The following is a 26,258-nucleotide window of genomic DNA, read 5'->3' as shown; positions in this document are numbered from 1 at the left end:
TCCTTGAGCGATCGCAAACGAAGGTGCAGGTGAGGACTGACTTTTGCGTTACTTCTCGGCCGCGTAAGGATCGGCGTACCCCATCTCCACCAGCAGCTCGGTCTCCAGGCTTTCCATCTCCTCGGCCTCGTCGTCCTCTTCATGGTCGTAGCCCTGCGCATGCAGCACGCCGTGGACGATCAGGTGGGCGGTGTGCTCTTCGACGGTTTTTTTCTGCTCGGCCGCTTCGCGTTCCAGCACGTCGGTGCACAGGATGATGTCGGCGCGGGTCGGTTCGTCGTCGGCGATCTCCTCGCCTTCGTTGTAGGCGAACGTCAGCACATTGGTGGCGTAGTCCTTGCCGCGGTATTCGCGGTTCAGTGCCTGGCCCTCGGCCGCGTCGACGAAGCGGATCGTCAGCTCGGCCGGGGCGAACAGCGCGGCTTTCACCCACTTGCGGATCAGCGGGCGGGTGATGGTTTCCTGCAGGCGGGTATCGGCGTATTGCACCGACAGGGTCAGCTTATTTTTTTCGGACATTCCGGGCGGTGCTCTTGACGGGTTTCAGCAGTGGTGCGATGTCGGCCGTGCTCTGGTGGGCGCTGTCGTAGGCGTCGACGATGCGGGCCACCAGCGGGTGGCGCACCACGTCTTCGCTGGAGAAGTGCGAGAAGGCGATGCCGCGCACGTCGCGCAATACCGCGATGGCGTCGACCAGGCCGCTCTTCTGGTGTTTCTGCAGGTCGACCTGCGTGACGTCGCCGGTGACCACGGCCTTGCTGCCGAAGCCGATCCGCGTCAGGAACATCTTCATCTGCTCGACGGTGGTGTTCTGCGCTTCGTCCAGGATCACGAACGCATGGTTCAGTGTGCGCCCGCGCATGTAGGCCAGCGGGGCGATCTCGATCACCTGTTTTTCAAACATCTTCTGCGTGCGGTCGAAGCCCAGCAGGTCGTACAGCGCGTCGTACAGCGGGCGCAGGTAAGGATCGACCTTCTGCGCCATGTCGCCGGGCAGGAAGCCTAGCCGCTCGCCCGCCTCGACGGCGGGGCGGCACAGGATGATGCGTTTCACCGCGTCGCGTTCCAGCGCGTCGACCGCGCAGGCCACCGCCAGGTAGGTCTTGCCGGTGCCGGCCGGGCCGACGCCGAAGCTGATGTCGTGTTCGAGGATATTGCGCAGGTAGCGGATCTGGTGCGGCGTGCGGCCGCGCAGGTCGCTGCGGCGCGTCTTCAGCACGGGACTGGCGATTTCCGGATCGTTGAACGGCGGTTCTTCCTCGTCGTCGCCATCCGGCACGGCCTGGCTGGTGCGCTGTTCGACCAGCCCCAGCTGCACTTCCTCGATCGGCACGGCCTTGTCGGCCACCGCGTAGAATTTTTCCAGGATCTGCACGGCGCGCTCGGCATTGGTGCCGCTGACGATGAATTTCTCGCCGCGCCGGAAGATCGTGACATCGAGCGCCGCCGAGATCTGGCGCAGGTTCTCGTCGAGCGGGCCGCACAGGTTGGCCAGACGCGTATTGTCCAGCGGTTCAGGAATGAAGTAGTGCGGCTGTACGGGGATCTTTGTTTTCAATGTGTGGTCAGGGCAGAAGGCGCGGCGGGATCAGATGCGCTCGCCGCGCAGGGAATAGGACAGGCTTTCCGTAATGATTACATCGACCATCTTGCCATGCAGTGCGGCAGGCGTGTCGCCACCATCGAACAGCACGGTGCGCGTGTTGCCGGCGCGGCCGGCCAGTTCGTTGCCGCCGTTCTTCGACGGGCCTTCGACCAGCACGCGCATCGTCTTGCCCACCATGGCCGCGCTGTGCCGTTTCGTGTTGGCATCGATCAGCGCCTGCAGGCGCTGCAGCCGCGCCAGCTTGACCTCGTGCGGGGTATCGTCGGCCAGGTTGGCGGCCGGGGTGCCGGGGCGCTTGCTGAAGATGAAACTGAACGAGTTGTCGAAGTCCACGTCGCCGATGAGCTTCATCATCGCTTCGAAATCCTCCTCCGTCTCGCCGGGGAAGCCGACGATGAAGTCCGACGCGATCGTGATGTCCGGCCGTACCGCCTTGACCTTGCGGATGATCGACTTGTACTCGAGCGCCGTGTAGCCGCGCTTCATGGCACCGAGGATCCTGTCCGAGCCGTGCTGGGCGGGCAGGTACAGGTGATCGGCCAGCTGCGGGATGCGCGCGTAGCAGTCGACCAGGCGCTGCGTGAACTCTTTCGGGTGACTGGTGACGAAGCGGATCCGCTCGATGCCGGGAATCTCCGCCACGTACTCGATCAGCAGCGCGAAGTCGGCCTGCTGTCCATCGGCCATCTGGCCGCGGAACGCGTTCACGTTCTGGCCCAGCAGCATCACTTCCTTGACGCCCTGCGCGGCCAGTCCGGCCACTTCGGTCAGCACGTCGTCGAAGCGGCGCGACACTTCCTCGCCGCGCGTGTAGGGCACCACGCAATAACTGCAGTACTTGCTGCAGCCTTCCATGATCGACACGTAGGCAAACGCGCCGTCGACGCGCGCCGGCGGGAGGTGGTCGAACTTTTCGATTTCGGGAAAGGTGATATCGACCTGCGGCTTGCCGCTGTGGCGGCGCAGTTCGATCATTTTCGGCAGCCGGTGCAGGGTCTGCGGGCCGAACACGATGTCCACCTGCGGCGCGCGCTTGACGATCGCTTCGCCTTCCTGCGACGCCACGCAGCCGCCCACGCCGATCACGAGATCGGGATTCTTTTCCTTCAGCTTGCGAAACACGCCCAGGTCGGAAAACACCTTTTCCTGCGCCTTTTCGCGCACCGAGCAGGTGTTGAGGAGAATGACGTCTGCTTCTTCCGGGGCGTCGGTGCGCACCAGGCCATCCGTGGCGCCAAGGAGATCCGCCATCTTGTCCGAGTCGTACTCGTTCATCTGGCAGCCGAAGGTCTTGATGAATACTTTTTTCTGCATGGCCGGCAGTTTACCGTAATTTGTGTTGATGAATTACGGAAAAACTTTGCATGCCAGCCGGCATGCGGTTTCCTGGCTCATCCATATCGAAATGCCAACTCTGCAAATGCCCGGTCGATGGATGAAACAATTTCCCACCGGTTCTATCGTGCGCTGCCTACTGTTTCCGTGTGGTGAAATAGCCATGTTGTCAAGTTTCTTAGCGAATGATTGATTTGAATTAATCTTCGCTTGGCATCGCTAGGCTGGAGCGTGCTTGTTTGGGCATAGAATTTTGCTGAAAGTGCAAGTTTCTACCCGATAGTCGCCGGCCCTTGCGTCAGGAATCCTGGCGTACTCGTTCCGGAGCTGATTTGGAACAATTTTGAAACCAAGGTAGAAAACTGCGGTCTTTCCATTATGTCCGGAGCAGCATCTTCAATCTACTATATCGACGAGGATCAATCATGGCACACCACGCACTGTCTTCCCAAGAAAGCTACAACCCGAATCACCTGCTCGATATTTTGCTGGGCAAGATGCAACTGAAAAACGATGCTGCCCTGTCGCGCCTGCTGGAAGTGGCGCCGCCCGTCATCAGCAAGATCCGCCACCATCGCCTGCCGGTCGGCGCTTCGCTGCTGATCCGCATGCATGAAGTGACCGGCATGAGCATTCGCGACCTGCGCGACCTGATGGGCGACCGCCGCACGAAGTATCGCCTGTCCGATGCGCAGGGCCGCCCGAAGCCAGAAGAAAAGGCAGCACAGCAGGCCGCCGCCGCCGCTGCGCAACAAGCTCAGCAAAAGCCGGAAGGCAATTACACGCACTGAGCGATGCCGGCCGGAGCACTGCGCTCCGGCCGAGTTCTTCCGTCATCCTCTGTCATTCCCCGCCCCGTTTCGCCTCACCCCCCCCGCGCTTTCCACATTTCCGGCATTCCGCCGCATCGTCCCGGCATCACGGCAAAAGCTCATGGCAACAGCACCGGCGCCATCTCGCCGAACTGCGTTTCGGTTTCCGCGAATATCCGCAGGCACGTTTCCTCATCCAGTCCCACGGCATGCCACGCCACGTCCGACACCGGTGGCACCAGTTCATCCGCCACGCCGGCCAGGTCCAGCGCATGCGCCATCGCGTCGGCTACATGGATGATCGTGGCCAGGAAGCCCGCGCCCGGCAGTTCCGGCGCATGGTGGTGGCCGATCGCGCAATGCATCGTGTCGGAGAAATTCCAGTGTGCGGCCAGCGCCAGGCCGGCGTCGACATGATCGATGCCGAGCACGGCGCGTTCGGCGTCGAGCCAGGGCGTGTCGTGGGCACCGCGCCATGCGATCACCCGGGCATAGTGATCGGGAAAGCAGCTCACCAGTACCAGCCGGCCCACGTCGTGCAGCAGGCCCGCCGTGAATGCATAGTCCTGGTTGAAGCGCAGGTGGCGCGCCAGCGCCCTGGCGCAAATGGCGGTGGCGATCGAGTGGCGCCAGAACGCCGCGTGCGAGAAGCCGGCGCAGCGGTGTTCGGGAAAACACCCGGTCAGCGCGGCCGCGGTGATCAGGTTGCGCGCGGTCTGGAAGCCGAGATAGGTGATCGCCTGCTGGATCGTGGTGATCCTGACCTGCAGGCCATATAGCGGGGAGTTGGCCAGGCGCAGCGTCTTGGCCGTCAACGCCTGGTCTTGCGCCACCTTCCGGGCCAGCACGGCGATGTCGACTTCTTCCGCATCGATGCTGTTCAACAGTTCCATCACGACGGCGGGCAGGGAAGGCAGGTCGTCCAGGTTCTGCACGACCGTGTCGTAGTCCAGGCGGCTCATCGGTCCGCTCCGGTGCGGTAGGCGTGCAGGAAGGTGCGCAGCGCGCCTCCGGCCGAGGCGTCCGCGCTGGCGGGGAAGCTGCGGAACAGGTAGTCGATGCGTTCGCCGTGCGGGTTCCGGACCGGCACCTGATCGATGCCGTGGTGCGCCAGCGAGGCCAGCATTGCCGGCGTCAGCACCGTTCCTTCCGGCAGCAGCACATCGCCGTGCGCATCGCGCAGCTCGCCCGACAGCATCATGCCGGCGCGCGCTTGCGCCAGCGGCAGGTCGCCGATCTCCATCGCATCCTCCTCGTTCAGCCGATCTTACCACCATGCCCGCCCGGTAAGGCCGGGGCCGCAAGCCGGGCGCCCGCTTCGCCGTGGCTGACGCATACTGCCGGCAAGGGAGGATTCATGAGCACACAGCGGCAGATCGCCTTGCTACGGGGCGTCAACGTCGGCCGGGCCAAGCGCATCGCGATGGCCGATCTGCGCACGGTCCTGGGCGACCTGGGGTTTTCGGGCGTGCGCACCTTGCTCAACAGTGGCAATGCCGTGTTCGACTGCCCGGCCGCCAATGCGGCGCGCTCCGCCATGCGCATCGAGGAAGCACTGGTGCTGAAGCTTGGCGTGCCGGCCCGCGTCACCGTGCTCGACGCGCAGCAGCTGGCCGACGTGGTCGCCGCAAACCCGTTGCTGGACCTGGCAAGCGATCCGGCGCGGCTGATGGTGGCGGTGCTCAGCAACCCGGCCGACCGGAGCAGGCTGGAAGCGCTGGCGCACCAGCAGTGGCAGCCCGAAGCATTCGCGCTGGGCCAGTGGGCCGCCTATCTCTGGTGCGCGGACGGCGTGCTGGCCAGCCGCGTCGCCGCCGCGATGGGCAACCTGCTGGGCGATGCCGTCACCACCCGTAACTGGAGTACCATGACCAAATTGCATTCTTTGGCAATGGAACCTTAACCCCAGGGAGAAGCGTGTGGCGAAAGTCAGCGGCGAGTTCAACGTGAAACTGGTGCCGGAAATTCTGGCCGAAGGCAGCGAGGGCACCGGCATCGAACGGATGACGCTCGACAAGCGCTACCACGGCGCGCTGGCGGCGACGGGCCGCGGCGAATTCCTGTCCTTCCGCAGCCCTGTGCCGACCTCGGCCGTCTATGTAGCGATCGAAAAGGTGGATGGCGCACTGGAAGGGCGCACCGGCAGCTTCATGCTGCAGCATGCCGGCGTGATGGGTGGTGCGCAGGCCGGCCTGCGCATCGTCATCGCGCCGGACTCCGGCACCGGCGAACTGGCCGGCATCGCCGGCACGCTGGCCATTCGCGTCGAGAACGGCAAGCACTACTACGATCTCGACTACACGCTGTAGTCACCGCCCTTATCGGCTACCTGCCGCGCCGGCGCCGGTTCGTCACGCTGTCGCGGTCGACGCCCCAGTTGTCCGTCGGCACCTCGTCGATGATGACGAAGGTGGTGGCCGGGTCCTTGTCCAGCACGCGCGAGAGCAGGTCGGTCGCGCCCTCGATCAGGGCAAGTTTCTGCTGCGGCGTCACGCCTTCGTCCGTCACGCGGATATTTACGTAGGGCATGGCGGGCTCCTTACCAGTTTCCTGCGGTGGCACCGCCGTCCACGGCCAGCACGGTGCCGGTCGTGAAGCGTGCCCCGGTCAGGTACAGCACGGCCTCGGCCACGTCGCGCGCGGTGCCCAGCGTGCCGGTCGGCGCCAGTCCCTTCAGGAAGGCCTGCGTTGCCGCGTCGTCCGGATGCAGCGGCGTGTCGATGATGCCCGGCGCCACCGCATTCACCTTGACGTTCGCGCCGGCCAGTTCCAGTGCCAGCGCCCGCGTCGCCTGGTTCAGGCCACCCTTGATCAGCACCGGGAGTACTGCCGGCAGCTTCGCCGTGGGTGCGCTGCCGATGCTGGCGGTGATCGTCACGATATGGCCGCCGCCATTGGCCGCCATGTGCCGCGCCGCTTCGCGGGCCGGATAAAAGAACCCTTTCAGGTTGGTGGCGATGATGGCGTCGAGATCGTCCTCCGTGTAGTCGCCGATCGGCTTGGCGATGAAGATGCCGGCGTTATTGACGAGGATGTCGGCCTTGCCGAAATGCTCGATCGCCTGGGCAAACAGCGCCCTGGCCGTGCCGGGCAGGGCGATGTCGCCCGGCACGGCAACGAAATTGCGCGGGTTGCCCAGCCTGGCGGCTGCGGCCTGCAGGCGCTCCGCCGTGCGTGCATTGCCGATGACGTTATAGCCGCGCTCCAGGTAAGCCTCGGCGATTGCAAAGCCCAGGCCGGATGAGGCGCCGGTGACGATCGCGGTTTTGGTGTCCATGATGGTTTCTTTTCATGAGTGGTTGGGGTGAATCCACTATACTTTTGCGCGAATAGCCGATAAACCGGCTGTCGGGTAATTGAATTGATACATCAGGTAATCAATCTGGAGGGCGGATGCAAAGGCAGAACGGCTTGGCCAGCGTCGAACTGTTCGTGCTGGCGGCGGAACACGAAGGGTTCACGCAGGCGGCGCAGGTGGCCGGCGTGACCCCGGCGGCGGTCAGCCGCTCCGTGGCGCGGCTGGAAGACCGGCTCGGCGTGCGGCTGTTCGTGCGCACCACTCGGCGCATCCGGCTCACCGACAGCGGCCGCGCGTATTACGAACAGTGCCGGCAGGCGCTGGCCCAACTGGTGGAGGCGGAACGCGAGATCACCGGCGAACAGGCGGCGCCGGCCGGCCGGCTGCGCATCAGCGCGCCCACCCCCTATGCGCATCACCGGCTGCTGCCGGTGCTGCCCGCTTTCCGCGCACGCTATCCCGGTGTCGACGTCGACGTCCACATCAGCAACCGCAACATCGATTTCGCGGAAGAGGGCTACGACCTGGCGATCCGCGGCCGCCAGCCGGCCGACTCGAACCTGGTCGCGCGCAAGCTGGAAGATGCGGAACTGGTCCTGGTGGCGTCGCCGGATTACCTGCGCGCTGCCGGCACGCCGCAGGCGCTGGGCGACCTGTCCCATCACGCCTGCATCCAGTTCGAACTGCCCAGCACGGGCAGGAAGATTCCGTGGCTGCTCCATGCCGGCGGCGTGGCGCGGGAAGTGGCCACGTCCGGCCCGTACACCTGCTCGGACGACGTGCTCGGCATCGTCAGCCTGGCGCGCAGCGGAGCGGGGCTCGCGCAGACTTACCGCTTCATCGTCGAGGACGACCTGGCACGCGGCGCGCTCGTCGAACTGCTGCCGGCGCACGGCGGCACGTCGCGGCCGTTCTACCTGCTGTATCCGCATGCGCGGCACCTGCCGCTGCGCGTGCGTACCTTCGTCGACTTCCTGGTGGCGCGGTTCCCGCCTGCCCGATCCCTGGCCGGGCCAGTACCGCGGCCCCGCTAGCGGGGGGCATTGCCGGCTGGCTGACGCTGTCTCCAGTTGGGGTAGACTGCGGACTTCGATAGCGAACCCGACGTCTCATGAAACATCTTCCACTCGTTGCCGTGCTGGCCGGCGTGCTGCTGGCCGGTTGCGGCGCCATCAAGAAAGACAGCGCGGCCGGCCGCATCACCGGCATGCAGGAAGCGGCCAATCCCCAGGTGCTGCTGCTGGGCGAAGTGCACGATAATCCGCAGGGCCACAGGCTGCGCTTCGAGGACTTGAAAAAGCGCGTCGATGCCGGCTGGCACCCCGTCATCGCCATGGAGCAGTTCGACCACGAAGACCAGGCGCTGCTGGACGATGCGCAAAAAGGCTGCGTCGATGCCGGCTGCGTGATCCGCGTGATGAACAAGAAGGGCTGGGACTGGCAGCAGTACTACCCGGTGATCCAGCTGGCGCTCGACAAGCACCTGCCGATCGTCGCCGTCAACCTGTCGCGCGCCAACGCATCGAAGGTGGTGCGCGATGGGGTGGCATCGAGCTTCGACGCGAAGACGGTGGCCGAATACCGGCTGAACGAGCCGATTTCGGCCGACTGGCGCAAGGCGCAGGAAAACGAGATCCGCACCGGCCATTGCAATATGCTACCGGGCATGATGGTGCCGGGAATGGTCGACGCCCAGATGGCGCGCGATATCTGGATGGCCAAGCTGATCCGCGACCAGCAGCCGCGCGACGTGGTGCTCATCGCCGGCAACGGCCACGTGCGCAAGGACATCGGCGTGCCGCGCTGGCTGAACACGGTCGGTGCCAGGCTGACGGTGAAGGCGGTTGGCTACGTGGAAGGCGGCGGCCAGAAGGAGCAGTTCGACGAGGTTCGCGCGATTCCGGCGCAGAAGCGCGCCGATCCCTGCGCGAAATTCAAGAAGTAAAAACAGGGACGGACCGGGACGCCGGACCGCCTGTTTTCAAGGAAATTTCCTCAAAAACAGGGTCCGTCCCTATTTGTTTGTCCCTATTTGTTTTATTGCGGGGCGGTCAGTCCTTGTACATCGGACCGTCGAAGATGAACTTGCCGCCGTGGTAGTTGAACGTGGCGTCGTCGGCCGGCGGGTATTCGCCGGTTTCCGGCACGTCGGCGCGGAACTGTTCCGAGGAGTCCTTCGGCTGGAAGCCCAGGTGGGCGGCCTTGCGGTTGTCCCACCACTGGCGCTTGTTGTTCGAGGCGCCGAACAGGATCGTGTGGCCCACGCGCGGGGTCAGCAGCGAGACGCGCAGCGCTTCCACCAGGTCGTCGTAGGACAGCCAGGTACACATCATGCGCGGGTTGTTTACCGAGGGGAACGACGAACCGATGCGCAGGCACACGGTCTCGATGCCGGCGCGGTCGAAGTAGTAGCGCGACAGCTGTTCGCCGAACACCTTCGAGATGCCGTACATGCTGTCCGGGCGCGGCGGGTCGTCCGCGTCGATCACCTGGGTCTGCGGGTAGAAGCCGATCGCGTGGTTCGACGAAGCGAACACGATGCGCTTCACGCCGAGCCGGTGGGCCGCTTCGTAGATGTTGTAGGTGCCCTGGATATTGGCGAACATGATGTTCTCGAACGTGTTCTCGGTCGAGATGCCGCCGAAATGCAGCACGGCGTCCACGCCTTCCATCATCTTGAATACGGCAGCCTTGTCGGCCAGGTCGCACTGGAAGATTTCTTCGCCTTCGCCGGCTTCGCCCATGTCGCCGATGTCGGACAGGCGGACCACGTCCGCCCATGGCTTGATCCGCTCGCGCAGCACTTTACCGAGGCCGCCGGCCGCGCCGGTCAGCAACAGGCGCTTGAAAGGTTTTTTCGTCGTCATTGTCGTCTCTTAAGTCTCGTACGAAGGTTCGGGAAGAAGCATCCTAACCGAATCCGCCGGGGCAGGCGGATCGATCGGGAAGATGCGCGGCAGGTTGATCGGCTGACCGCGCCGCGGGGCCAGTGTCAGCACGCGGCCAGTGTCAGGTCACCGGCGCCGGGTTGAACAGGACCAGCGCATTGTGCAGCTTCCAGTGCTCGGCCCAGGTCTTCTTGCCGCTCGCGGTATCCAGCAGCAGCTGGAACAGTTCCCAGCCCACGCTCTCGATGGTCGCCTCGCCGGTGGCGATGCGGCCAGCGTTCACGTCCATCAGGTCGTGCCAGCGGCGTGCCAGGTCGTCGCGCGTGGCCACCTTGATCACCGGGCATTCGGCCAGGCCGTACGGCGTGCCGCGGCCGGTGGTGAACACGTGCAGGTTCATGCCGGCAGCCAGCTGCAGCGTGCCGCAGATGAAGTCCGATGCCGGCGTTGCGGTGTAGATCAAGCCCTTGACGCCCTTCGTGGTGGCTTTCTCGCCCGGCGACAGCACGCCCGAAATCGGCACGCTGCCCGACTTGACGATCGAGCCCATCGCCTTTTCAACGATGTTCGACAGGCCGCCCTTCTTGTTTCCAGGCGTGGTGTTGGCGCTGCGATCGACGCCGCCGCGGGTCAGGTAGGCGTCGTACCACGCCATCTCGCGGATCATCTCCTCGGCCACCTCGGCGTTCACGGCGCGCGAGGTCAGCTGGTCGATCCCGTCGCGTACTTCCGTCACTTCCGAGAACATCACGGTGGCGCCGGCACGCACCAGCAGGTCGGTGGCGAAGCCGACGGCCGGGTTGGCGGTCACGCCGGAGAACGCATCGCTGCCGCCGCACTGCACGCCGACCACCAGGTCGGAAGCCGGGCAGGTCACGCGCTGGCGCTTGTTCAGCACTTCCAGCTGCGCCTCGGCCGTCTGCATGATCGAGTCGACCATCGACATGAAGCCGACGTTGCCGGCGTCCTGCAGGCACACAACCGGCGGTTCGGTCGCCACGGTGTCGTCCTTGCGGCGGATCTGGATCGAATTGGCCGGGAACAGGCGGGTCGGCTGCAGTTTTTCGCAGCCGAGCGAAACAACCATCGCCTGGCCGCCGAAGTTCGGGTTCTTGCTGATGTTGTGGATCGTGCGGATCGGGATGTGGGCACCCGGTGCCTCGATCGCCACGCCGCAGCCATACGTGTGTTCGAGGCCGACCACGTCGTCCACGTTCGGGTACTTCGGCAGCAGCTCGGCCTTGATGCGCTTCACCGCGAATTCGACGACGCCGGAGACGCACTGCACGGTCGTGGTGATGCCGAGGATATTGCGGGTACCCACCGTGCCGTCTTCATTGCGGTAGCCCTGGAAGGTATAGCCTTCCAGCGGTTCCAGGGGCGGCACTTTCACGGTGGCGATCGGCAGGTTGTCGAGCTCGCGCGCCGGCGGCATTTCCAGCAATTGCTCGGAAACCCAGCTGCCTTTCGGAATGTCGCGCACGGCGCGGCCGATCGATACGTTGTAGCGCAGCACGCTCTGGCCTTGCGCGATGTCGGCCAGCGCCACCTTGTGGCCTTGCGGCACACCTTCGACCAGCGTAAGGCCATCGTCGAAAACGGTGCCCGCCGCCAGGCCGCCATCGTTGACGACGATCGCCACGTTGTCGTTGGCATGCATGAGGATACGGCGCGGAATGCTCGCTGTCATGATTCTGTCCTGAGGGGGCCGGTGCCGCGTGATCGGCGCTGTTGTAGTTGCGCAACGAGCAGACGTGCCGGCGAGTTGTCTGATGACTTCAGTATGACAGATGCCCAAATTTTTGGCTAGTCCACATTGCTCATTTGGTCTGACCGGTTTAGAATGGCCTGACCAAATGCAATAATGAAAAGCAAGATGCTGAAACGTCCGCCACCGCTGAACGACCACCATGAGCCGCGACTGTACCGCGTGGTCGCGGACCGTATCGCGCAGTTGATCCGCGACGAAGGCATCGCGCCGGGCGCACGCCTGCCGTCTGAACGGGATCTGGCCACCAAGCTGTCGGTCAGCCGGGCCTCGCTGCGTGAGGCGCTGATTGCCCTCGAGCTGGGTGGCGTGATCGAAGTGCGCGGCGGTTCGGGCGTTTATGTGTGCGAGGCGGAGCAGGAAGCAAGCCTGCCGGAAGCTGGGCCGGGACCGTTCGAAGTGTTGTCGGCGCGCCGCATGATCGAGGCCGAAGTGGCCGCGATCGCCGCCCGCGTAGCCACCGACAATGCGATCGACGCGATCCTCAAGGCGGTCGAGGAAATGGAAGCGCATCACGCCAACAAGACGACCAACGAGCTGGCCGACCGCAATTTCCATCTCGCGATCGCCCGCGCCACCGGCAACGGTGCGCTGGTAGGCACCATGGATTACCTGTGGAACCAGCGCGGCCGGCTGTGGCACAAGCTGAAGGAGCACTTCCAGACGGAAGAGCTGCGGCAGGAAACGCTGAAGGACCACCGCCGCATCTTCGAAGCGATCGCGGCGCATGACGCGGCCGCGGCGCGGCGGGCGATGCGCGCGCACCTCGAACGCGTGACGCGGACGTTCTCGCGCGGCTGAGGGCAGTAGCGGCAGCAAAAAAAGGCAGCAAAAAACAGGCAGCAAAAAAACAGGCAGCAAAAAAGGCAGTAAAAACCAGGCAGTACCGGAACAGGCATTACAAGAACAAAGCAGTACCGGAACGGCAACACAAGAAAATGGCAGCAGCGGTGCCGCATCGCATGGCGCCGCGACAGGAGACAGGATGTATTCGGTATCACAAGCGGAACTACCCGCCACCCTTGCCGGCATTGCGCGCAGCGCAGCCGCGCCCCTGATCTCACTATAAAAAAGAGTTTATCCACCGCCTGCGACCCTGGCCCCCGGCCTTCGTCGCAGCGGCACGGAGCACGCGAGGTGCTCCACCACCGCCGCCCGCCGCGATACGCGGGGCGGCGCGAACACCATCGGAAAACCCAGGAGACAAGCATGAACAAGCGCGCAAGCAAGCAAACCCGCTTCCAGCCACGGCTGGTACTGACCTCGATCGCACTGGCCGCCATCGCCGTGGCCAACGGGGCAGCCGCACAGGAGGCAGCGATGCAGCGCATCGAAGTGACGGGTTCCTCGATCAAGCGGCTGGCCAACGAAGAAGCGCTGCCGGTCACCAGCATCAAGGCCGAAGAATTCACCCAGCGCGGCATGACCACGCTGGCCGACGTGATGATGGCGCTGCCGCAATCGGCTTCGCTGGCACCGTCGAACGCCGGTTCCGGCACCAACATCAACCTGCGTGGCCTGGGCGTGAACCGCACGCTGGTGCTGCTGAACGGCCGCCGTTTGGCGAACGAGGCGATTTCCGCCGGCTATGCCAACCTGGACGTGATTCCGTTCTCCGCGCTGCAGCGTGTCGAGATCCTGCGCGATGGCGCTTCCTCGCTGTACGGTTCGGACGCGATCGGCGGCGTCGTCAACTTCATCACGAAGAAGGAATTCGAAGGCGTGCAGGTCACCGGCCAGTACGTGACGCCGGAACGCAGCGGCGGCGGCGACGAGCGCCGCGCCACGCTGACCTTCGGCAAGGGCAACCTGAACCGCGACGGCTGGTCGGCCTACGCCACCGTCGACTTCCACGACCGTTCGCGCCTGGCCGCGAAAGACCGCGAACAGTTCAGCTCCGACGAGCTGCTGGCATCGCTGGGCCGTCCGCGCACGCTGGGCAGCGGCGGCTACGCCATGCCGGCCAACTTCACCACGGCCACCAACAAGACCGCGCAGAACCCGTACGCGGCCACCTGCGCCGAGCCGTATTCGACGATCGGCGCCAAGAACACCTGCACGCTGAACAGCAACGAGTACGGCACCGCGCTGTACGAGAACCAGCAGATCAGCTTCTACGCCCGTGCGGCCAAGCAGATCAGCGAAGACCATACCTTCACGGTCGAATACACGCGTGGCCAGTCGTACATCATCTCCGCCCGCAACCCGACCCAGTCGGTGGCGGTGGGCGGCGTGGCGGCACTGCTGCCGTCGACCTCGAAGTGGTACCCGGGCAACAGCGGCGGCGTGCCCGCGATGGCCGGCATCACCGGTCAGCCGCTGACGGTGACCTGGTCGGTGGCCGACTATGGCCTGGCCGCGCAGAAGGACAAGCAGGTCAACCAGCGCCTGGCCTTCGTCGACGAAGGCGTGCTGGCCGGCTGGGACTACCGCGCCGGCCTGGTGATCGGCCTGTCCGACCGCGAGAACTTCTACCAGAACGGCTTCTTCAGGGGCCAGGGCATCCTCGACGGCCTGAAGAGCGGCGCGCTGAACCCGTTCGGCCTGCAGGACCAGGCCGGCCGCGACTACCTGGCGTCGATCTCGGTCGACGGCATCAAGAACCGCGATTCGCAAACCACGTACAAGGGCATCGACTTCTCGGCCAGCCGTACGCTGTTTGCGATGGCCGGCGGCGACGCGGCGATCGCGGTCGGTGCCGACATGAGCCACCAGACCACGCGCGACGACAAGCTGGCGATCCAGAACGAAGTGCAGTACCTGAACAGCACCGCCTCGCACGGCGAAGGCCAGCGCAACGTGTATGCGCTGTACGCCGAGCTGGACCTGCCGGTCACGAGCGCGCTGAATGTCAACCTGGCCGTGCGCGACGACTACTTCAGCGACTTCGGCAACACCATCAACCCGAAGGCCAGCTTCCGCTGGGAAGCCACCAAGAACGTGATGTTCCGCGGCTCGGCCAACACCGGCTTCCGCGCGCCGACGCTGTTCGACGCCTACGGCTACCGCCTGCCGGGCGCCACCGGCAAGACCTCGGCACGCTGGGATGACCCGCTGTTGTGCCCGGGCGGCACGCCGGGCGTGACCGGCACCGGTACCGCGCTGCCGGGCTATGTGTCGTCCGAAGTCTGCAACGTGCAGCTGAACAAGCAAGTGGGCTCGAATGCCGGCCTGAAGCCGGAAAAATCGCGCGGCTACACGCTGGGCGTGGTGCTGGAACCGACCAAGTCGCTGACCATGTCGTTCGACTACTGGAACGTGCGCATGAAGGACATGCTGGCCAACCTGCCGGAGCAGGTGTACTTCATGGACCCGGCCAAGTACGCATCGCTGTTCGTGCGTAACGCCGACGGCACGCTGGCCTACATCACCAACACCACGATGAACCTGGGCGGCCAGAAGGCGGCCGGTATCGACGTCTCGGCAACCTATCGCTTCCCGCGCAGCACCTACGGCGACTTCAAGGTGGAACTGGACGGCACGTACCTGACGCAGTTCGACAACCAGCTGTTCCCGGGCGAGGAATGGGTCGACAACGTGGGCCGCTTCGGCGCAGCGTCGAACGGCACCACGTCGAGCTTCCCGATCATCACGTACCGCTGGAAGCACGTGCTGAAGATGTCGTGGGCGCAGGGCGACTGGACCGCACAGGCGACCCAGAACTTCAACTCGAAGTACGAAGACCAGAACCTGGTGGCGCAGACCTACTGGCGCGACATCAACTCGTACAAGCCGTGGAACCTGACGGTGGGCTACAAGGGCTTCAAGAACACGCAGCTGACGTTCGGCGTCACCAACGTGTTCGACTCGGCCCCGCCGGTGACGAACCACAGCGGCTACTCGTTCGGCTACCTGTCGAGCGCGGCCAGCCCGATCGGCCGTTCGTACAACCTGCGCGCGACCTACACGTTCTAAGCGAAGTCCGGTTGCCTGCCGCATGCAACCCGCGGGTTGCACGGCCGGCGGCCGTTTTCATCTAGAAAGCATTACACGGAACGGAGGTCACTCATGAAACAACGTTTCCTGTCCGGTGCGGTTGCCGCCATGCTCTCCCTCGGCGCCGCACATGCAGCCGACAAGCCGGTGCGCTTCATCCTCGTCGGCGATTCGACGATGGCGTCGAACAGCGGCTACGGCGACGCGTTCTGCGCGCGCGTGAACCGCGCCCATACCTGCATCAACCTGGCCAAGGGCGGGCGCAGCTCGTCGAGCTTCCGCGCCGAAGGGCGCTGGGACGAAGTGCAGGGCCTGCTGAAGGGCGGCGCCGCCTACCGCGCCACCTATGTACTGATCCAGTTCGGCCATAACGACCAGCCGGGCAAGCCTGGCCGTTCGACCGACCTGAAGACCGAATTCCCCGTCAACATGGCACGCTATGTCGACGAAGTCAAAGCCCTGGACGGCATGCCGGTGCTGGTTACGCCGCTGACACGCCGCAGTTTCAGGGAAGGCGTGCTGGAAAACACGCTGGTGCCGTGGGCGGACGCGATCCGCGCCGCCGCGAAGGAAAAGCAGGTGCCGTTGCTGGACCTGAATGCCGACAGCTACGCGGCCGTGCAGGCCATGGGCGAGGCGGAAGCCGATACGTTCGCGGTGGCGCCGAAGCCTGCCGCGGCGCCCGTCGCCAAGGGAGCCGGCGTCGAGCCGCAGGGCGCCGCGAAGAGCGCGTTCGACTACACGCACCTCGGCGCCAAGGGGGCGAAATACTTCGCCGCGATGGTCGAACGCGAGCTGAAGGCGGCCATCCCGGCCATCGCGGCCGAGTTCAGGCCGGAGGGCGAATGATGCGCGCGGTACTGCTGCTTGCTGCCGTGCTCGTCGCGGCCGGGGGCCACGCCCAGGCCCAGGATACCGGCGCCGCCGGTCGCCCGCAGCTGAGCGAGGCGCAGGCGAAACGCTACACGATCGCCGAGGTGCTGAAGACCACCGGCCGCGCTGGTGCCGAGAAGACCGATCCATGGAACCCGCTGGCCGATCCGCTGGCGCAAGGCGCCGCGTTCACGGCCGACTATATCGTCGATGCCGCCGGCCGGGCCGATGGCGTGACCACGTTCATCAGCGTGCAGCAGGCGGTCAACCGCGCCATCGTCGACGCCGCCGCGAAGCCGGCAGGCGGGCGGCAATACATCCTCGTCAAGCCGGGCACCTACCGCGAGCTGGTCTACGTGCCTGCCTCGGCGCGGCCGATCACGCTGTACGGCGAAGGAAAGGCCGCAGCCGACACCGTGATCTCGGCCGGGCTGGATGCCGCCATTCCGGTGGCCGACTACCTGAAGCAGTACGGGCCGCAGTTCGCCCGGCTCGATCCGGCCATCGTGGCCATGCATGCACAGATCGCCGCACGCGCGCCCACCATCTCGACCAGCGGTTCGATGACGGTGTGGACCCGCAACCACGGCTTCCAGGCTCGCAACCTGACGATCGAGAATTCGTACAACAAGGCCACCGGCAATGCGCGCGACGAATGCGGCGAGCGCGTGTGCGGCACGCCCGACAAGCCGCAGGCGCGCGTCAGCCACCAGGCCGTGGCACTGCTGGTCGAGGGCGCCGACAAGGCGCAGTTCGAGAACGTGCGGCTGATCGGCTTCCAGGACACGCTGTACCTGAAGTCGGCCGAAACCCGCGTCACCGCGCGCAGCTTCTTCCACAAGTCGTACATCGAGGGCGATGTCGATTTCATCTTCGGCGACACCACGGCGTACTTCTATCGCAGCGAAGTGAAGTCGCTGGGCGACCGCACGATGTCGTACGTGGGCGCGCCGAACACCAACTGGCGCACGAAGTACGGCTTCGTATTCAATGAAGTGAAGTTCACCAGCGACGGCTCGCCGAATGCGCTGGCCGGCAAGTACTACCTGGCGCGCCAGTGGTTTCACAATTCGCGCTGCAGTCCGTACGCGCCCGTGGCCGTCGAAGGTTACGCCTGCACGCTGGGCAGCGCGAGCGTCTACCGGGAACCGAAGGGCACGATCACCCCGACCGTGCTGGAAACGGTGGGCAAGATGGTGGTGATCCATTCGCGCGTCGGCGCGCACATCGACCGCAGCAAGCCCTGGTCGGACTGGAATGCGCCCGGCACGCTGGCTTACCGCCCGGCGCAGTTTTCATCCGACGATTTTTACAAGAACCTGAAGAACGCGGGCTTCGACCCCGTCAACCAACTGGGCTACGGGAAGCAGCCCTCTTCGCCGGACGTGTACCTGGCGGAATTCAACAACTTCCACGAGTAGGAGACAGCATGAACCATTTGAACGACCAGCGTGTCAATGAAAAACGCCGCGCGATGATGAAAGCCGTGTCGGCATCCAGCCTGGCGCTGGCCGGCGGCGCTGCCACCCTCGGTGCCGGAACGGCCAGTGCGGCGATCGGCGACGACCCGTGGGGCCGCGCCAGGGAAATCGTCACCCGTTTGAACAAGCCCCGGCGCTTCCGCGACCAGGACTTCCCGATCACCGAGTTCGGTGCCGCGCAGTGCAAGCTGGTGAAGATCAAGGCATGGATATCGCACGACGACCAGGCCACCGTCGAAACGCAGGCGCCCGGCTCGCACGATTGCTACCCGGCGATCAAGGCGGCCATCGAGGCCTGCCACAAGGCCGGTGGCGGCCGCGTGGTGATCCCGGCCGGTAACTGGTTCGTGGCCGGGCCGATCGTGCTGCTGTCGAACGTGCACGTCCACCTGAAGAAGGGCGCCAACGTGCTGTTCTCCACGCAGCCGACCGATTACGCGAAGTACGGCGAATTCGATTGCGGCAAGCATGGCAAGCTGGTGATCACGCGCTGGCAGGGCAACGACTGCCTGAACTTCGCGTCGCCGATCTATGCGTACGGCGCCGACAATATCGCGCTGACCGGCGAAGACTGGACCAGCATCCTGAACGGCCAGGGCGGCGTGCCGTTCAACGGCAAGGATGGCGACTGCTGGTGGACGTGGAAGGGCAAGAACCGCACGATCAACCCGGCATCGCAGGCGAACACGCCGGGCTACGTGGAAGGCAAGCTGACGCAGCGCCTGCCGAATCCGATCAATCCGAAGTCGCTGAAGGACGTGGCGCCGCACCTGACGGAATCGGAGCGCCTGCATATCCAGGGCGAAGGCGAGCGCTGGCGCGCCGACGAGCAGTACCTGCCGGCGCTGTCCGAAGCCGGCGTGCCGCTGGCGCAGCGCGTGTTCGGCCTGGGCCACTTCCTGCGCCCGACGATGATCCACCTGATCGGCTGCACCAACGTGCTGCTGGAAGGCTACGAGGTGAAGGACACGCCGTTCTGGCAGCACCACCCGGTCCATTGCCGCGATATCGTGATCCGCAACGTGCACTGCAACAGCAAGGGCCCGAACAGCGACGGCTTCGATCCGGAATCGTGCGACATGGTACTGATCGAGGGCTGCACGTTCGACACCGGCGACGACTGCATCGCCATCAAGGCCGGCAAGGACCTGGACGTGCAGTACGGCCCGTCGCAGAACATCGTGGTGCAGAAGTGCATCATGCAGAGCGGCCACGGCGCCGTCACGCTGGGCAGCGAGATGGCCGGCGGCATCCAGAACGTCTACGCGCAGGACCTGGTGTTCGAGAACATCCACTGGGCGACCGATCCGCTGAACACGGCGATCCGGCTGAAGACCAACATGAACCGCGGCGGCTACCTGAAGAACTTCTACGTGCGCAACGTGAAGATCCCGAACGGCGTGCAGACCAGCCCGTCGTTCTACGCATCGCTGCCCAACTCGCCGATCGAATCGAAGACCGTGGCGGTGGCCGCCGGCGCCGTCGTCACGTTCGACTGCGACTACACGCCAACGGCCGACACCGTGCGCACCCGGCCTCCGGTGGTGGACAACGTGCAGATCTCCAATGTCACGGTCGGCAACGTGGAAGTGAAGAAGGGGCCGAAGAAAGGCCAGAAGGCGGCGTGCTACCAGGCCGTCGTCATCCTCGGCCCGGTCTCCAACAACTACAATGGACCGCAGCCGATGCCCGTCGTGCCGCCGGTCACCAATGTGACGATCAGCGACTGCGACTTCGGCACCACCGTCAGCACCGAACAGCCTTATTTCCTGTACAACGTGCGGGGACTGAAGCTGAACCGGGTGAAGATCGGCGGCAAGGAGTACAACACCACGCTGTCGGCATAACCGCGCTGCAAGCCTGCTGAAAAACCGGTGACAGGCACCAGTTATTTTGCAACGAATGTTCCAAAATAACAGGTGCCTGTCACCGGTTTTCCGTTTTCAGTAATGCTTGCAGCTCCGCCACCTTGCGCTTCAGCGCCGGCAGGAAGCGCCGTGCCACGCCGTCGTCGCATTCGTTGCGGTCGTGGCCGGTGAACCAGTGGTCGGGGCGGACGATGTGCGGCGTGCGGTCGGCTGCGCCGATGTCCTGCTTGACCTGCCTGAAGTAGTCGTGGTGCTGGGTCACGTAGTGGTTGATGCGGAAGTGCTCGTACGATGGCGCCAGTGCCGGGTCCTGCAGCATTGGCGCCGTCAGCGGCCGCAGTTGCTCGTCCACCGTGCCGTGCGGCGTGGCGAACAGGTGCGAACCCGTGCAGCGCACCGGCTGCCCGGAGCGGACGATCGACTTGATGTGCCGGTTCGGACCGAAGCCGGGCTCGCTGTGGCGCGGATAATCCTCCAGCAGCAGGCCGCCCGGGTCGCCCACATGCCCGTTGCTGCCGTAGCAGATCCAGTACACCCCCAGCGCGGACAGCGGCTTGTCGCGGTACGGCGCCAGCGCCTCGGCCATCGTGGCGGCGCGGGTGGGAAACAGGAACTCGTCGCCGTCGATGAAAGCCATCCAGTCCACCTCCTGCTGGTGGTTGTCCCATGCGTGCTGGTAGGCGGCCAGTTGCGGCCTGTCGCGGTCGCCGATCCTGTACACCGTGATGGGGTAATGCCGGGCCAGGATGGCCAGGGTGTCGTCCATCCCGTCGTCGCATTTGTGGCAGTACAGGTAGAAGCGGTCGAAGCCGGCCAGCATGTGGAAGGCCAGCCATTCGACTATCCACGGCTGGCGGTTGCGCTGAATGGAGGTAATGCCGAGTCGCATCGTGATCGCGGGTATTGAGCAGCCGCGATTCTAGCATCGGCGGCCACCGGTGCATGCGCCTGCGGCCGCGCGGCCGTGATAAGGTGCGGCCTTCATCGTTGCGGAGTACATCATGGAACGTACCTACCAGGAAGCGGCGCCCACCCGCGCCGAGATCGATGCCCTCACTGGCCCGGCGCTGCTGGAATTCGGCACCAACTGGTGCGGCTACTGCCGCGCCGCGCAGGCGCCGCTGGCCGAGGCCTACGCGGAGTATCCTGACATCCGCCACTTCAAGGTCGAGGACGGGCCGGGCCGCTTGCTGGGCCGTTCCTTCCGTGTCAAACTCTGGCCCACCATGATCTTCCTGCAAGACGGGAAGGAAGTGGCGCGCGTGGTGCGCCCGGAGAACGCCGGCGAGATCCGCGACGCGTTCGCCCAGATCGCCCCACCCGGCTGACGGCACCCTTATCGGTTTTTCCCTCATCCCGGAGTACGCATGTCCCAGCCTCACCCGGCCGGCCGAGTCAACTCGCCCGGCACCGTGCTGTTTGCCAGCCTGATCGGCACCACGATCGAATTCTTCGACTTCTACATCTACGCGACGGCCGCGGTCCTCGTGTTTCCCCACCTGTTCTTCCCGGCCGGCGACCCCACTGCCGCCACGCTGCAGTCGCTGGCCACGTTCGCCATCGCCTTCTTCGCGCGCCCGGTGGGCTCGGCCGTATTCGGCCACTTCGGCGACCGCATCGGCCGCAAGGCCACGCTGGTGGCGGCCCTGCTGACGATGGGCATCTCCACCGTGGTGATCGGCATGCTGCCGACCTATGCGCAGATCGGCGCCTGGGCGCCGGCGCTGCTGGCGCTGTGCCGCTTCGGCCAGGGCCTGGGCCTGGGTGGCGAATGGGGCGGCGCGGTGCTGCTGGCCACCGAGAACGCGCCGCCGGGCAAGCGTGCCTGGTATGGCATGTTCCCGCAACTGGGCGCGCCGATCGGCTTCTTCCTGTCCGGGGGGATTTTCCTGCTGCTGTCCGAAGTACAGACCGACGAGCAGTTCTTCAGCTGGGGCTGGCGCATTCCGTTCCTGGCCAGCGCGCTGCTGGTGCTGGTGGGCCTGTACGTGCGGCTGAAGATCACCGAAACGCCGGATTTCCAGAAGGTGCTCGACAAGGGCGAGCGCGTCGAAGTGCCCGTCAAGGCGGTACTCGTGCAGCATACCCGCGCGCTGGTGCTGGGCACGATGATGGCGATGGCCACCTTCGTGCTGTTCTACCTGATGACGGTGTTCGCGCTGAACTGGGGCGTGGCGGGTCTTGGCTTCTCGCGCCAGCAGATGCTGGTCCTGCAGCTGATCGCCGTGGTGTTCTTCGGCCTGACGATTCCCGTGGCGGCGCTGCTGGCCGACCGCCACGGCCGGCGCGGCACGCTGATCTGGGTATCGGCGGCGATCGCGCTGTTCGGCCTCGTGTTCGGCCCGCTGTTCGATTCGCACAGCGCGGTCCAGGTCACGCTGTTCCTGTGCCTGGGCCTGGGACTGATGGGCATGACCTACGGCCCGCTGGGCACCATCCTGTCCGAGCTGTTCCCCGCCGAAGTGCGCTACACCGGCGCGTCGCTGACATTCAACCTGGCCGGCATCATCGGCGCCTCGCTGGCGCCGTACATCGCCACCAAACTGGCCACCACTTATGGCCTGCAGTACGTGGGCTACTACCTGTCGATCGCCGCGGTGCTCAGCCTGATCGCGCTGGTGCTCGCCAGGAAGCAGTAAAGACGGTACCGGCTACCTCTTTCGGCATAGGAATGCCGTGCCCCGTCTAGGGATGACGGCGCACGGCAGGTGCGTATGATGGGGTACACCCATCGCCTACCAAGAAAAGACCATGCTGATACTGACCAACGGCCGTTTCCATACGGCCGACAAAGCCAATCCCGTCGCCACGGCGGTTGCCATCGCCGACGGCAAATTCCTCGCCGTGGGCAGCACCGAAGAGGTGATGCGCCATGCCGTGGCGGACACCCGGGTAATCGACCTGAACGGCCGCACCGTGATCCCCGGCCTGAACGACTCGCACCTGCACCTGATCCGCGGCGGCCTGAATTACAACCTCGAACTGCGCTGGGAAGGCGTGCCGTCGCTGGCCGACGCGCTGCGCATGCTGAAGGAACAGGCCTTGCGCACGCCGACCCCGCAGTGGGTGAGGGTGGTGGGCGGCTGGAACGAATTCCAGTTCGCCGAGAAACGCATGCCGACGCTGGACGAGATCAACGCCGCCGCGCCCGATACCCCGGTCTTCGTGCTGCACCTGTACGACCGCGCGCTGCTGAACCGTGCCGCGCTGCGCGCCGTGGGGTACGACAAGAATACGCCTGCGCCGCCGGGCGGCGAGATCGCCCGCGATGCCCAGGGCAACCCGACCGGCATGCTGATCGCGCGCCCGAACGCGATGATCCTGTACGCCACGCTGGCCAAGGGCCCGGCGCTGCCGCTGGAGCACCAGGTCAATTCGACCCGGCAGTTCATGCGCGAACTGAACCGCCTCGGGCTGACCAGCGCGATCGATGCGGGCGGCGGCTTCCAGAATTATCCGCAAGACTACCAGGTGGTGCAGCAGCTGGCCGAGCAGGACCAGCTGACGATCCGCATCGCCTACAACCTGTTCACGCAGAACAAGGGTGCCGAGCTGCAGGACTTCAAGAAGTGGACGGAGATGGTCAAGCCGGGCGACGGCAGCGACTGGTACCGCCACAACGGCGCCGGCGAGATGCTGGTGTTTTCCGCGGCCGACTTCGAGGATTTCCTGGAGCCGCGCCCCGACCTGCCGCCGGAGATGGAAGGCCAGCTGGAGCAGGTGGTACGCCACCTGGTCGAGCAGCGCTGGCCGTTCCGCCTGCACGCCACCTACGACGAATCGATCTCGCGCATGCTGGACGTGTTCGAGAAGGTCAACCGCGACATCCCGTTCGATGGCCTGCACTGGCTGTTCGACCACGCCGAGACGATCACGCCCCGCAACATCGAGCGCGTCAAGGCACTGGGCGGCGGTATCGCGATCCAGCACCGCATGGCGTTCCAGGGCGAGTACTTCGTCGACCGCTACGGTGCCGAGGCGGCCGGGCACACGCCGCCGATCAAGCGCATGCTGGAAAACGGCGTGCCGGTCGGCGCCGGCACCGACGCCACGCGCGTGGCCAGCTATAACCCGTGGACGGCACTGTACTGGCTGGTGTCCGGCCGCACCGTCGGCGGCCTGCGGCTGTACGACGCCGGCGCAAGGCTCGACCGCGAGACGGCGATCGAACTGTGGACCGCCGGCAGTGCATGGTTCTCGAACGAGCAGGGCAAGAAAGGCCGCATCCAGGAAGGCATGCTGGCCGACCTGGCGGTGCTGTCGGCGGACTTCTTCCGCGTCGACGAAGAAGCGATCAAGTCGATCGAATCGGTGCTGACCGTCGTCGGCGGCAAGATCGTTTTCGCGCAGGCCGAGTTCGACAAGCTGGGCCCGCCGCAACTGCCGGTCTTGCCGGACTGGTCGCCGGTCAACAAGGTGCCGGGCCACTACCGGGCCGCGGCGCCGGCGGCGCAGAAGAGTTTGCTTCCACACCAGTGCGCCGGCGCCTGCGCGGTCCACAGGCATTCGCACGACGTGGCGCGCAAGTCCACTGTGCCGGTCTCGGATTACGCCGGCTTCTGGGGCGCGTTCGGCTGCAGCTGCTTTGCGTTCTGACGGAGGAGCGATGAATTACGTGAAGATCCTGGCCGGGCTGGTGCTGTCGTTTGCCGTCGGCCTGGCATGCCGCAAGTTCGGCATCCCGGCCGCCTCGCCGCCGGTGCTGTCCGGCGCGCTGCTGGTGTTCATGATGAGCAGCGGCTACTGGCTGGTGGACCGCTACGTGGCACGCCGCGCCGCCGAGAACAAGCGCCATTGCGGCGGCCATGCGCTTGAAACGCCGCCGCAGCAGGCAGGGGGCTCGCGATGAGCGCACTGCTTGCCGGCGCCGTGCTGGGCCTGTTGATCGGCGCAGTCTGCCGTGCCTGCGACATTCCGTCGCCGGCGCCGCCCACGCCGATCGGCGCATTGCTGGTGGTGGCGATGACGGGTGGTTATGTGGTGGGTGGGCTCGTGTAGTCCGCACACTGCCGGGGTCGTTGCAAGGAAGCCCGCGGGAAGCTCCCCGCGGGCTTTTTTTAGGTTCTTCGCGGGGAATGGGGGAAGACGGGATTGACGATCTGAGCAGGAAGTGGTGGCGGGGGTCTGAAGTTGGTAGATTGATAGTCGCCAAACAAGTCAATCTTTCAAACCACCGCCATGCTCAATGCTATGTCGTCTCTCCCGTTTTGGGAAGGCCATATTCTCGACTCCGTCCAAGAACAGAAAGACGGTTCCCTGCTGATCGTTCTCGAACCCTGTCCGACAAGTGATGCTTTGTGTGGGTCGTGCCGCCAGCCTTGCGCCTTGGTGCATGAGCGCCGAAGACGCAAGGTGCGCGACCGCGATATTCTGGACAAACGCGTCTGGCTTGATGTGCCAGTGCGGCGACTGGACTGCCATCACTGTAATGCACGGGTTGCCGAGCACATTGTCTGGCTTGACCGGCGTTCACGCATTACGCATCGTGTGCGCCTGTGGGTCGAGGCGCTGGCGCAACTGCTTCCGATAGCACATGTGGCCCGGCTGACCGGCCTACACTGGCATACCGTCAAAGAGATCGATCATCGGCGCTTGAAGCACTTGCATGCTGACTTCTCAGCAGAGGGTGTACGGCGCCTGGTGATGGACGAATTCGCCCTGCACAAGGGACACCGCTATGCCACTGTCGCGCTCGATGCTGAACGGATGCGCGTATTGTGGGTTGGAGAAGGCAATAGCCGGGAAGCGATCCGGCCATTTTTCGAGATGCTGGGACCGGAAGGCTGCCAGCGGATTGAAGCCGTGGCGATGGACATGAACACGGCTATGGATCTCGAAGTGCGCCAGCAATGCCCCAATGCCGAGGTGGTCTACGACCTATTTCATGTCGTGGCCCGTTTTGGCCGCGAAGTCGTTGACCGGGTACGGGTCGATCAAGCCAATGCACTACGTGCAGAGCCAAAAGCCCGTCAGGTCATCAAGCGCAGCCGATGGCTTTTGCTGCGTAATCGCGACAATCTCAAAACCGACCAGGCGATCAAACTTGACGAACTGCTCGCCGCCAACCAGCCCTTGGCAACGGTCTACCTGCTCAAGACCGAACTGAAAGAGATCTGGTATGCGCCATCGGCCTGGGAAGGTGCTCGTCGATGGAAAACCTGGCTCAAGCTCGCCCTGGAAAGCCAGATCGCACCGCTGATCCAGTTCGCTAAACGCTTGGCCAAATACCGGCGCGGTATCTTGGCTTCGGCCATCTATCCGATGAACTCATCCATCCTGGAAGGCGTCAACAATCGCATCAAAGTGATCAAACGCATGGCTTACGGATTCCGGGACGCATCCTACTTCTTCTTGAAAATCAAGAATGCGTTCCCCGGCAAAGTGCGATGAACC

The 26,258-nt window shown here is 64.9% G+C and carries 26 protein-coding genes; 16 read left to right on the top strand and 10 right to left on the bottom strand.

The features are described from left to right. Positions 1–48 precede the first annotated feature (48 nt). The 3 genes from ybeY to miaB are packed head-to-tail and all read right to left on the bottom strand — an operon-like array spanning position 49 to position 2,920. Positions 49–519, bottom strand: a complete 471-nt coding sequence (gene ybeY / locus ACY34H_RS28740; RefSeq protein ID WP_464980834.1) for an rRNA maturation RNase YbeY — start codon at positions 517–519, stop codon at positions 49–51. After that, positions 503–1,558, bottom strand: coding sequence for a PhoH family protein (locus ACY34H_RS28735; RefSeq protein WP_464980833.1), 1,056 nt, complete (start codon positions 1,556–1,558; stop codon positions 503–505). Before ACY34H_RS28735 ends, ybeY begins: the two co-directional genes overlap by 17 nt. 30 nt (positions 1,559–1,588) lie before the next feature. Continuing rightward, positions 1,589–2,920 carry a tRNA (N6-isopentenyl adenosine(37)-C2)-methylthiotransferase MiaB gene (miaB, locus tag ACY34H_RS28730; protein WP_464980832.1) on the bottom strand — a complete coding sequence of 444 codons (1,332 nt, stop codon included), beginning with the start codon at positions 2,918–2,920 and terminating at the stop codon, positions 1,589–1,591. Between the two features lie 446 nt (positions 2,921–3,366). Between miaB and ACY34H_RS28725 the strand changes: the two genes are divergently transcribed. Beyond that, a complete protein-coding gene (locus ACY34H_RS28725; protein ID WP_464980831.1) occupies positions 3,367–3,732 on the top strand; it encodes a hypothetical protein in 366 nt (121 codons plus the stop codon). Between the two features lie 140 nt (positions 3,733–3,872). Here the strand turns inward: ACY34H_RS28725 and ACY34H_RS28720 are convergent, their stop codons facing one another. Both ACY34H_RS28720 and ACY34H_RS28715 read right to left on the bottom strand, forming a co-directional pair. Then, positions 3,873–4,715: an HDOD domain-containing protein gene (locus ACY34H_RS28720; RefSeq protein WP_464980830.1), complete on the bottom strand. Its 843-nt coding sequence runs from the start codon at positions 4,713–4,715 to the stop codon at positions 3,873–3,875. Next, on the bottom strand, positions 4,712–4,996 hold the full coding sequence (locus ACY34H_RS28715) for a hypothetical protein (protein ID WP_464980829.1): 285 nt from the start codon (positions 4,994–4,996) through the stop codon (positions 4,712–4,714). The genes ACY34H_RS28720 and ACY34H_RS28715 overlap by 4 nt, the downstream gene beginning before the upstream one ends. 114 nt (positions 4,997–5,110) lie before the next feature. On the opposite strand from ACY34H_RS28715, the gene ACY34H_RS28710 reads away from it, so the two are divergent. Together ACY34H_RS28710 and ACY34H_RS28705 are read left to right on the top strand one after the other, a co-directional pair. After that, complete coding sequence (locus ACY34H_RS28710; protein WP_464980828.1) at positions 5,111–5,656, top strand: DUF1697 domain-containing protein; 546 nt, start codon at positions 5,111–5,113, stop codon at positions 5,654–5,656. 16 nt (positions 5,657–5,672) lie between these two features. After that, positions 5,673–6,062 (top strand): DUF3224 domain-containing protein, encoded by a 390-nt coding sequence (locus ACY34H_RS28705; protein ID WP_464980827.1) that lies wholly within the window; start codon positions 5,673–5,675, stop codon positions 6,060–6,062. Positions 6,063–6,078: 16 nt separating this feature from the next. On the opposite strand, the gene ACY34H_RS28700 is transcribed toward ACY34H_RS28705, so the two are convergent. After that, on the bottom strand, positions 6,079–6,282 hold the full coding sequence (locus ACY34H_RS28700) for a 2-hydroxymuconate tautomerase family protein (protein ID WP_464980826.1): 204 nt from the start codon (positions 6,280–6,282) through the stop codon (positions 6,079–6,081). Positions 6,283–6,292: 10 nt separating this feature from the next. Continuing rightward, positions 6,293–7,030, bottom strand: a complete 738-nt coding sequence (locus ACY34H_RS28695; RefSeq protein WP_464980825.1) for an SDR family NAD(P)-dependent oxidoreductase — start codon at positions 7,028–7,030, stop codon at positions 6,293–6,295. 116 nt (positions 7,031–7,146) lie between these two features. Between ACY34H_RS28695 and ACY34H_RS28690 the strand changes: the two genes are divergently transcribed. Next, entirely contained in the window at positions 7,147–8,085 is a 939-nt protein-coding gene (locus ACY34H_RS28690; protein WP_464980824.1) for a LysR family transcriptional regulator, read from the top strand. A gap of 77 nt (positions 8,086–8,162) precedes the next feature. Next, a complete protein-coding gene (locus ACY34H_RS28685) occupies positions 8,163–8,996 on the top strand; it encodes a ChaN family lipoprotein (protein ID WP_464980823.1) in 834 nt (277 codons plus the stop codon). Between the two features lie 106 nt (positions 8,997–9,102). Here the strand turns inward: ACY34H_RS28685 and ACY34H_RS28680 are convergent, their stop codons facing one another. Further along, the gene (locus ACY34H_RS28680; protein WP_464980822.1) at positions 9,103–9,918 is read right to left on the bottom strand and encodes an NAD-dependent epimerase/dehydratase family protein; all 816 of its coding nucleotides are present in this window, start codon (positions 9,916–9,918) and stop codon (positions 9,103–9,105) included. 142 nt (positions 9,919–10,060) lie between these two features. Then, positions 10,061–11,629, bottom strand: a complete 1,569-nt coding sequence (garD, locus tag ACY34H_RS28675) for a galactarate dehydratase (RefSeq protein ID WP_464980821.1) — start codon at positions 11,627–11,629, stop codon at positions 10,061–10,063. 186 nt (positions 11,630–11,815) lie between these two features. Here garD and ACY34H_RS28670 point away from each other — a divergent pair, with 186 nt between their 5' ends. The 5 genes from ACY34H_RS28670 to ACY34H_RS28650 all read left to right on the top strand — a co-directional run bounded on the left by ACY34H_RS28670 (position 11,816) and on the right by ACY34H_RS28650 (position 19,844). Continuing rightward, on the top strand, positions 11,816–12,508 hold the full coding sequence (locus ACY34H_RS28670) for a FadR/GntR family transcriptional regulator (protein ID WP_464980820.1): 693 nt from the start codon (positions 11,816–11,818) through the stop codon (positions 12,506–12,508). A gap of 408 nt (positions 12,509–12,916) precedes the next feature. Then, complete coding sequence (locus ACY34H_RS28665; protein ID WP_464980819.1) at positions 12,917–15,622, top strand: TonB-dependent receptor; 2,706 nt, start codon at positions 12,917–12,919, stop codon at positions 15,620–15,622. Positions 15,623–15,715: 93 nt separating this feature from the next. Then, positions 15,716–16,492, top strand: a complete 777-nt coding sequence (locus tag ACY34H_RS28660; RefSeq protein WP_464980818.1) for a rhamnogalacturonan acetylesterase — start codon at positions 15,716–15,718, stop codon at positions 16,490–16,492. Further along, positions 16,489–17,937: a pectinesterase family protein gene (locus ACY34H_RS28655; RefSeq protein WP_464980817.1), complete on the top strand. Its 1,449-nt coding sequence runs from the start codon at positions 16,489–16,491 to the stop codon at positions 17,935–17,937. The genes ACY34H_RS28660 and ACY34H_RS28655 overlap by 4 nt, the downstream gene beginning before the upstream one ends. 8 nt (positions 17,938–17,945) lie before the next feature. Beyond that, a complete protein-coding gene (locus tag ACY34H_RS28650) occupies positions 17,946–19,844 on the top strand; it encodes a glycoside hydrolase family 28 protein (protein ID WP_464980816.1) in 1,899 nt (632 codons plus the stop codon). A gap of 79 nt (positions 19,845–19,923) precedes the next feature. On the opposite strand, the gene ACY34H_RS28645 is transcribed toward ACY34H_RS28650, so the two are convergent. Then, a complete protein-coding gene (locus ACY34H_RS28645) occupies positions 19,924–20,754 on the bottom strand; it encodes a glycosyltransferase family 2 protein (protein WP_464980815.1) in 831 nt (276 codons plus the stop codon). Between the two features lie 112 nt (positions 20,755–20,866). Between ACY34H_RS28645 and ACY34H_RS28640 the strand changes: the two genes are divergently transcribed. The 6 genes from ACY34H_RS28640 (at position 20,867) to ACY34H_RS28615 (ending at position 26,255) form a co-directional block, all read left to right on the top strand. Further along, complete coding sequence (locus ACY34H_RS28640; RefSeq protein WP_464980814.1) at positions 20,867–21,193, top strand: thioredoxin family protein; 327 nt, start codon at positions 20,867–20,869, stop codon at positions 21,191–21,193. A 39-nt stretch (positions 21,194–21,232) separates the two neighbouring features. Next, positions 21,233–22,504 (top strand): MFS transporter, encoded by a 1,272-nt coding sequence (locus ACY34H_RS28635; RefSeq protein ID WP_464980813.1) that lies wholly within the window; start codon positions 21,233–21,235, stop codon positions 22,502–22,504. 112 nt (positions 22,505–22,616) lie between these two features. Then, positions 22,617–24,461, top strand: a complete 1,845-nt coding sequence (locus tag ACY34H_RS28630) for an amidohydrolase (RefSeq protein ID WP_464980812.1) — start codon at positions 22,617–22,619, stop codon at positions 24,459–24,461. Positions 24,462–24,471: 10 nt separating this feature from the next. Further along, positions 24,472–24,714: a DUF1427 family protein gene (locus tag ACY34H_RS28625; protein WP_464980811.1), complete on the top strand. Its 243-nt coding sequence runs from the start codon at positions 24,472–24,474 to the stop codon at positions 24,712–24,714. Continuing rightward, positions 24,711–24,863 (top strand): XapX domain-containing protein, encoded by a 153-nt coding sequence (locus ACY34H_RS28620; RefSeq protein WP_464980810.1) that lies wholly within the window; start codon positions 24,711–24,713, stop codon positions 24,861–24,863. The genes ACY34H_RS28625 and ACY34H_RS28620 overlap by 4 nt, the downstream gene beginning before the upstream one ends. Positions 24,864–25,043: 180 nt before the next feature. After that, positions 25,044–26,255: an ISL3 family transposase gene (locus ACY34H_RS28615; RefSeq protein ID WP_464975433.1), complete on the top strand. Its 1,212-nt coding sequence runs from the start codon at positions 25,044–25,046 to the stop codon at positions 26,253–26,255. The last annotated feature ends 3 nt before the right edge of the window (positions 26,256–26,258 follow it).

The organism is Pseudoduganella sp. jia 9, assembly GCF_055502615.1.
Note: the sequence above shows the minus strand (reverse complement) of the source record. Positions and strands in the feature narration are given on the sequence as shown.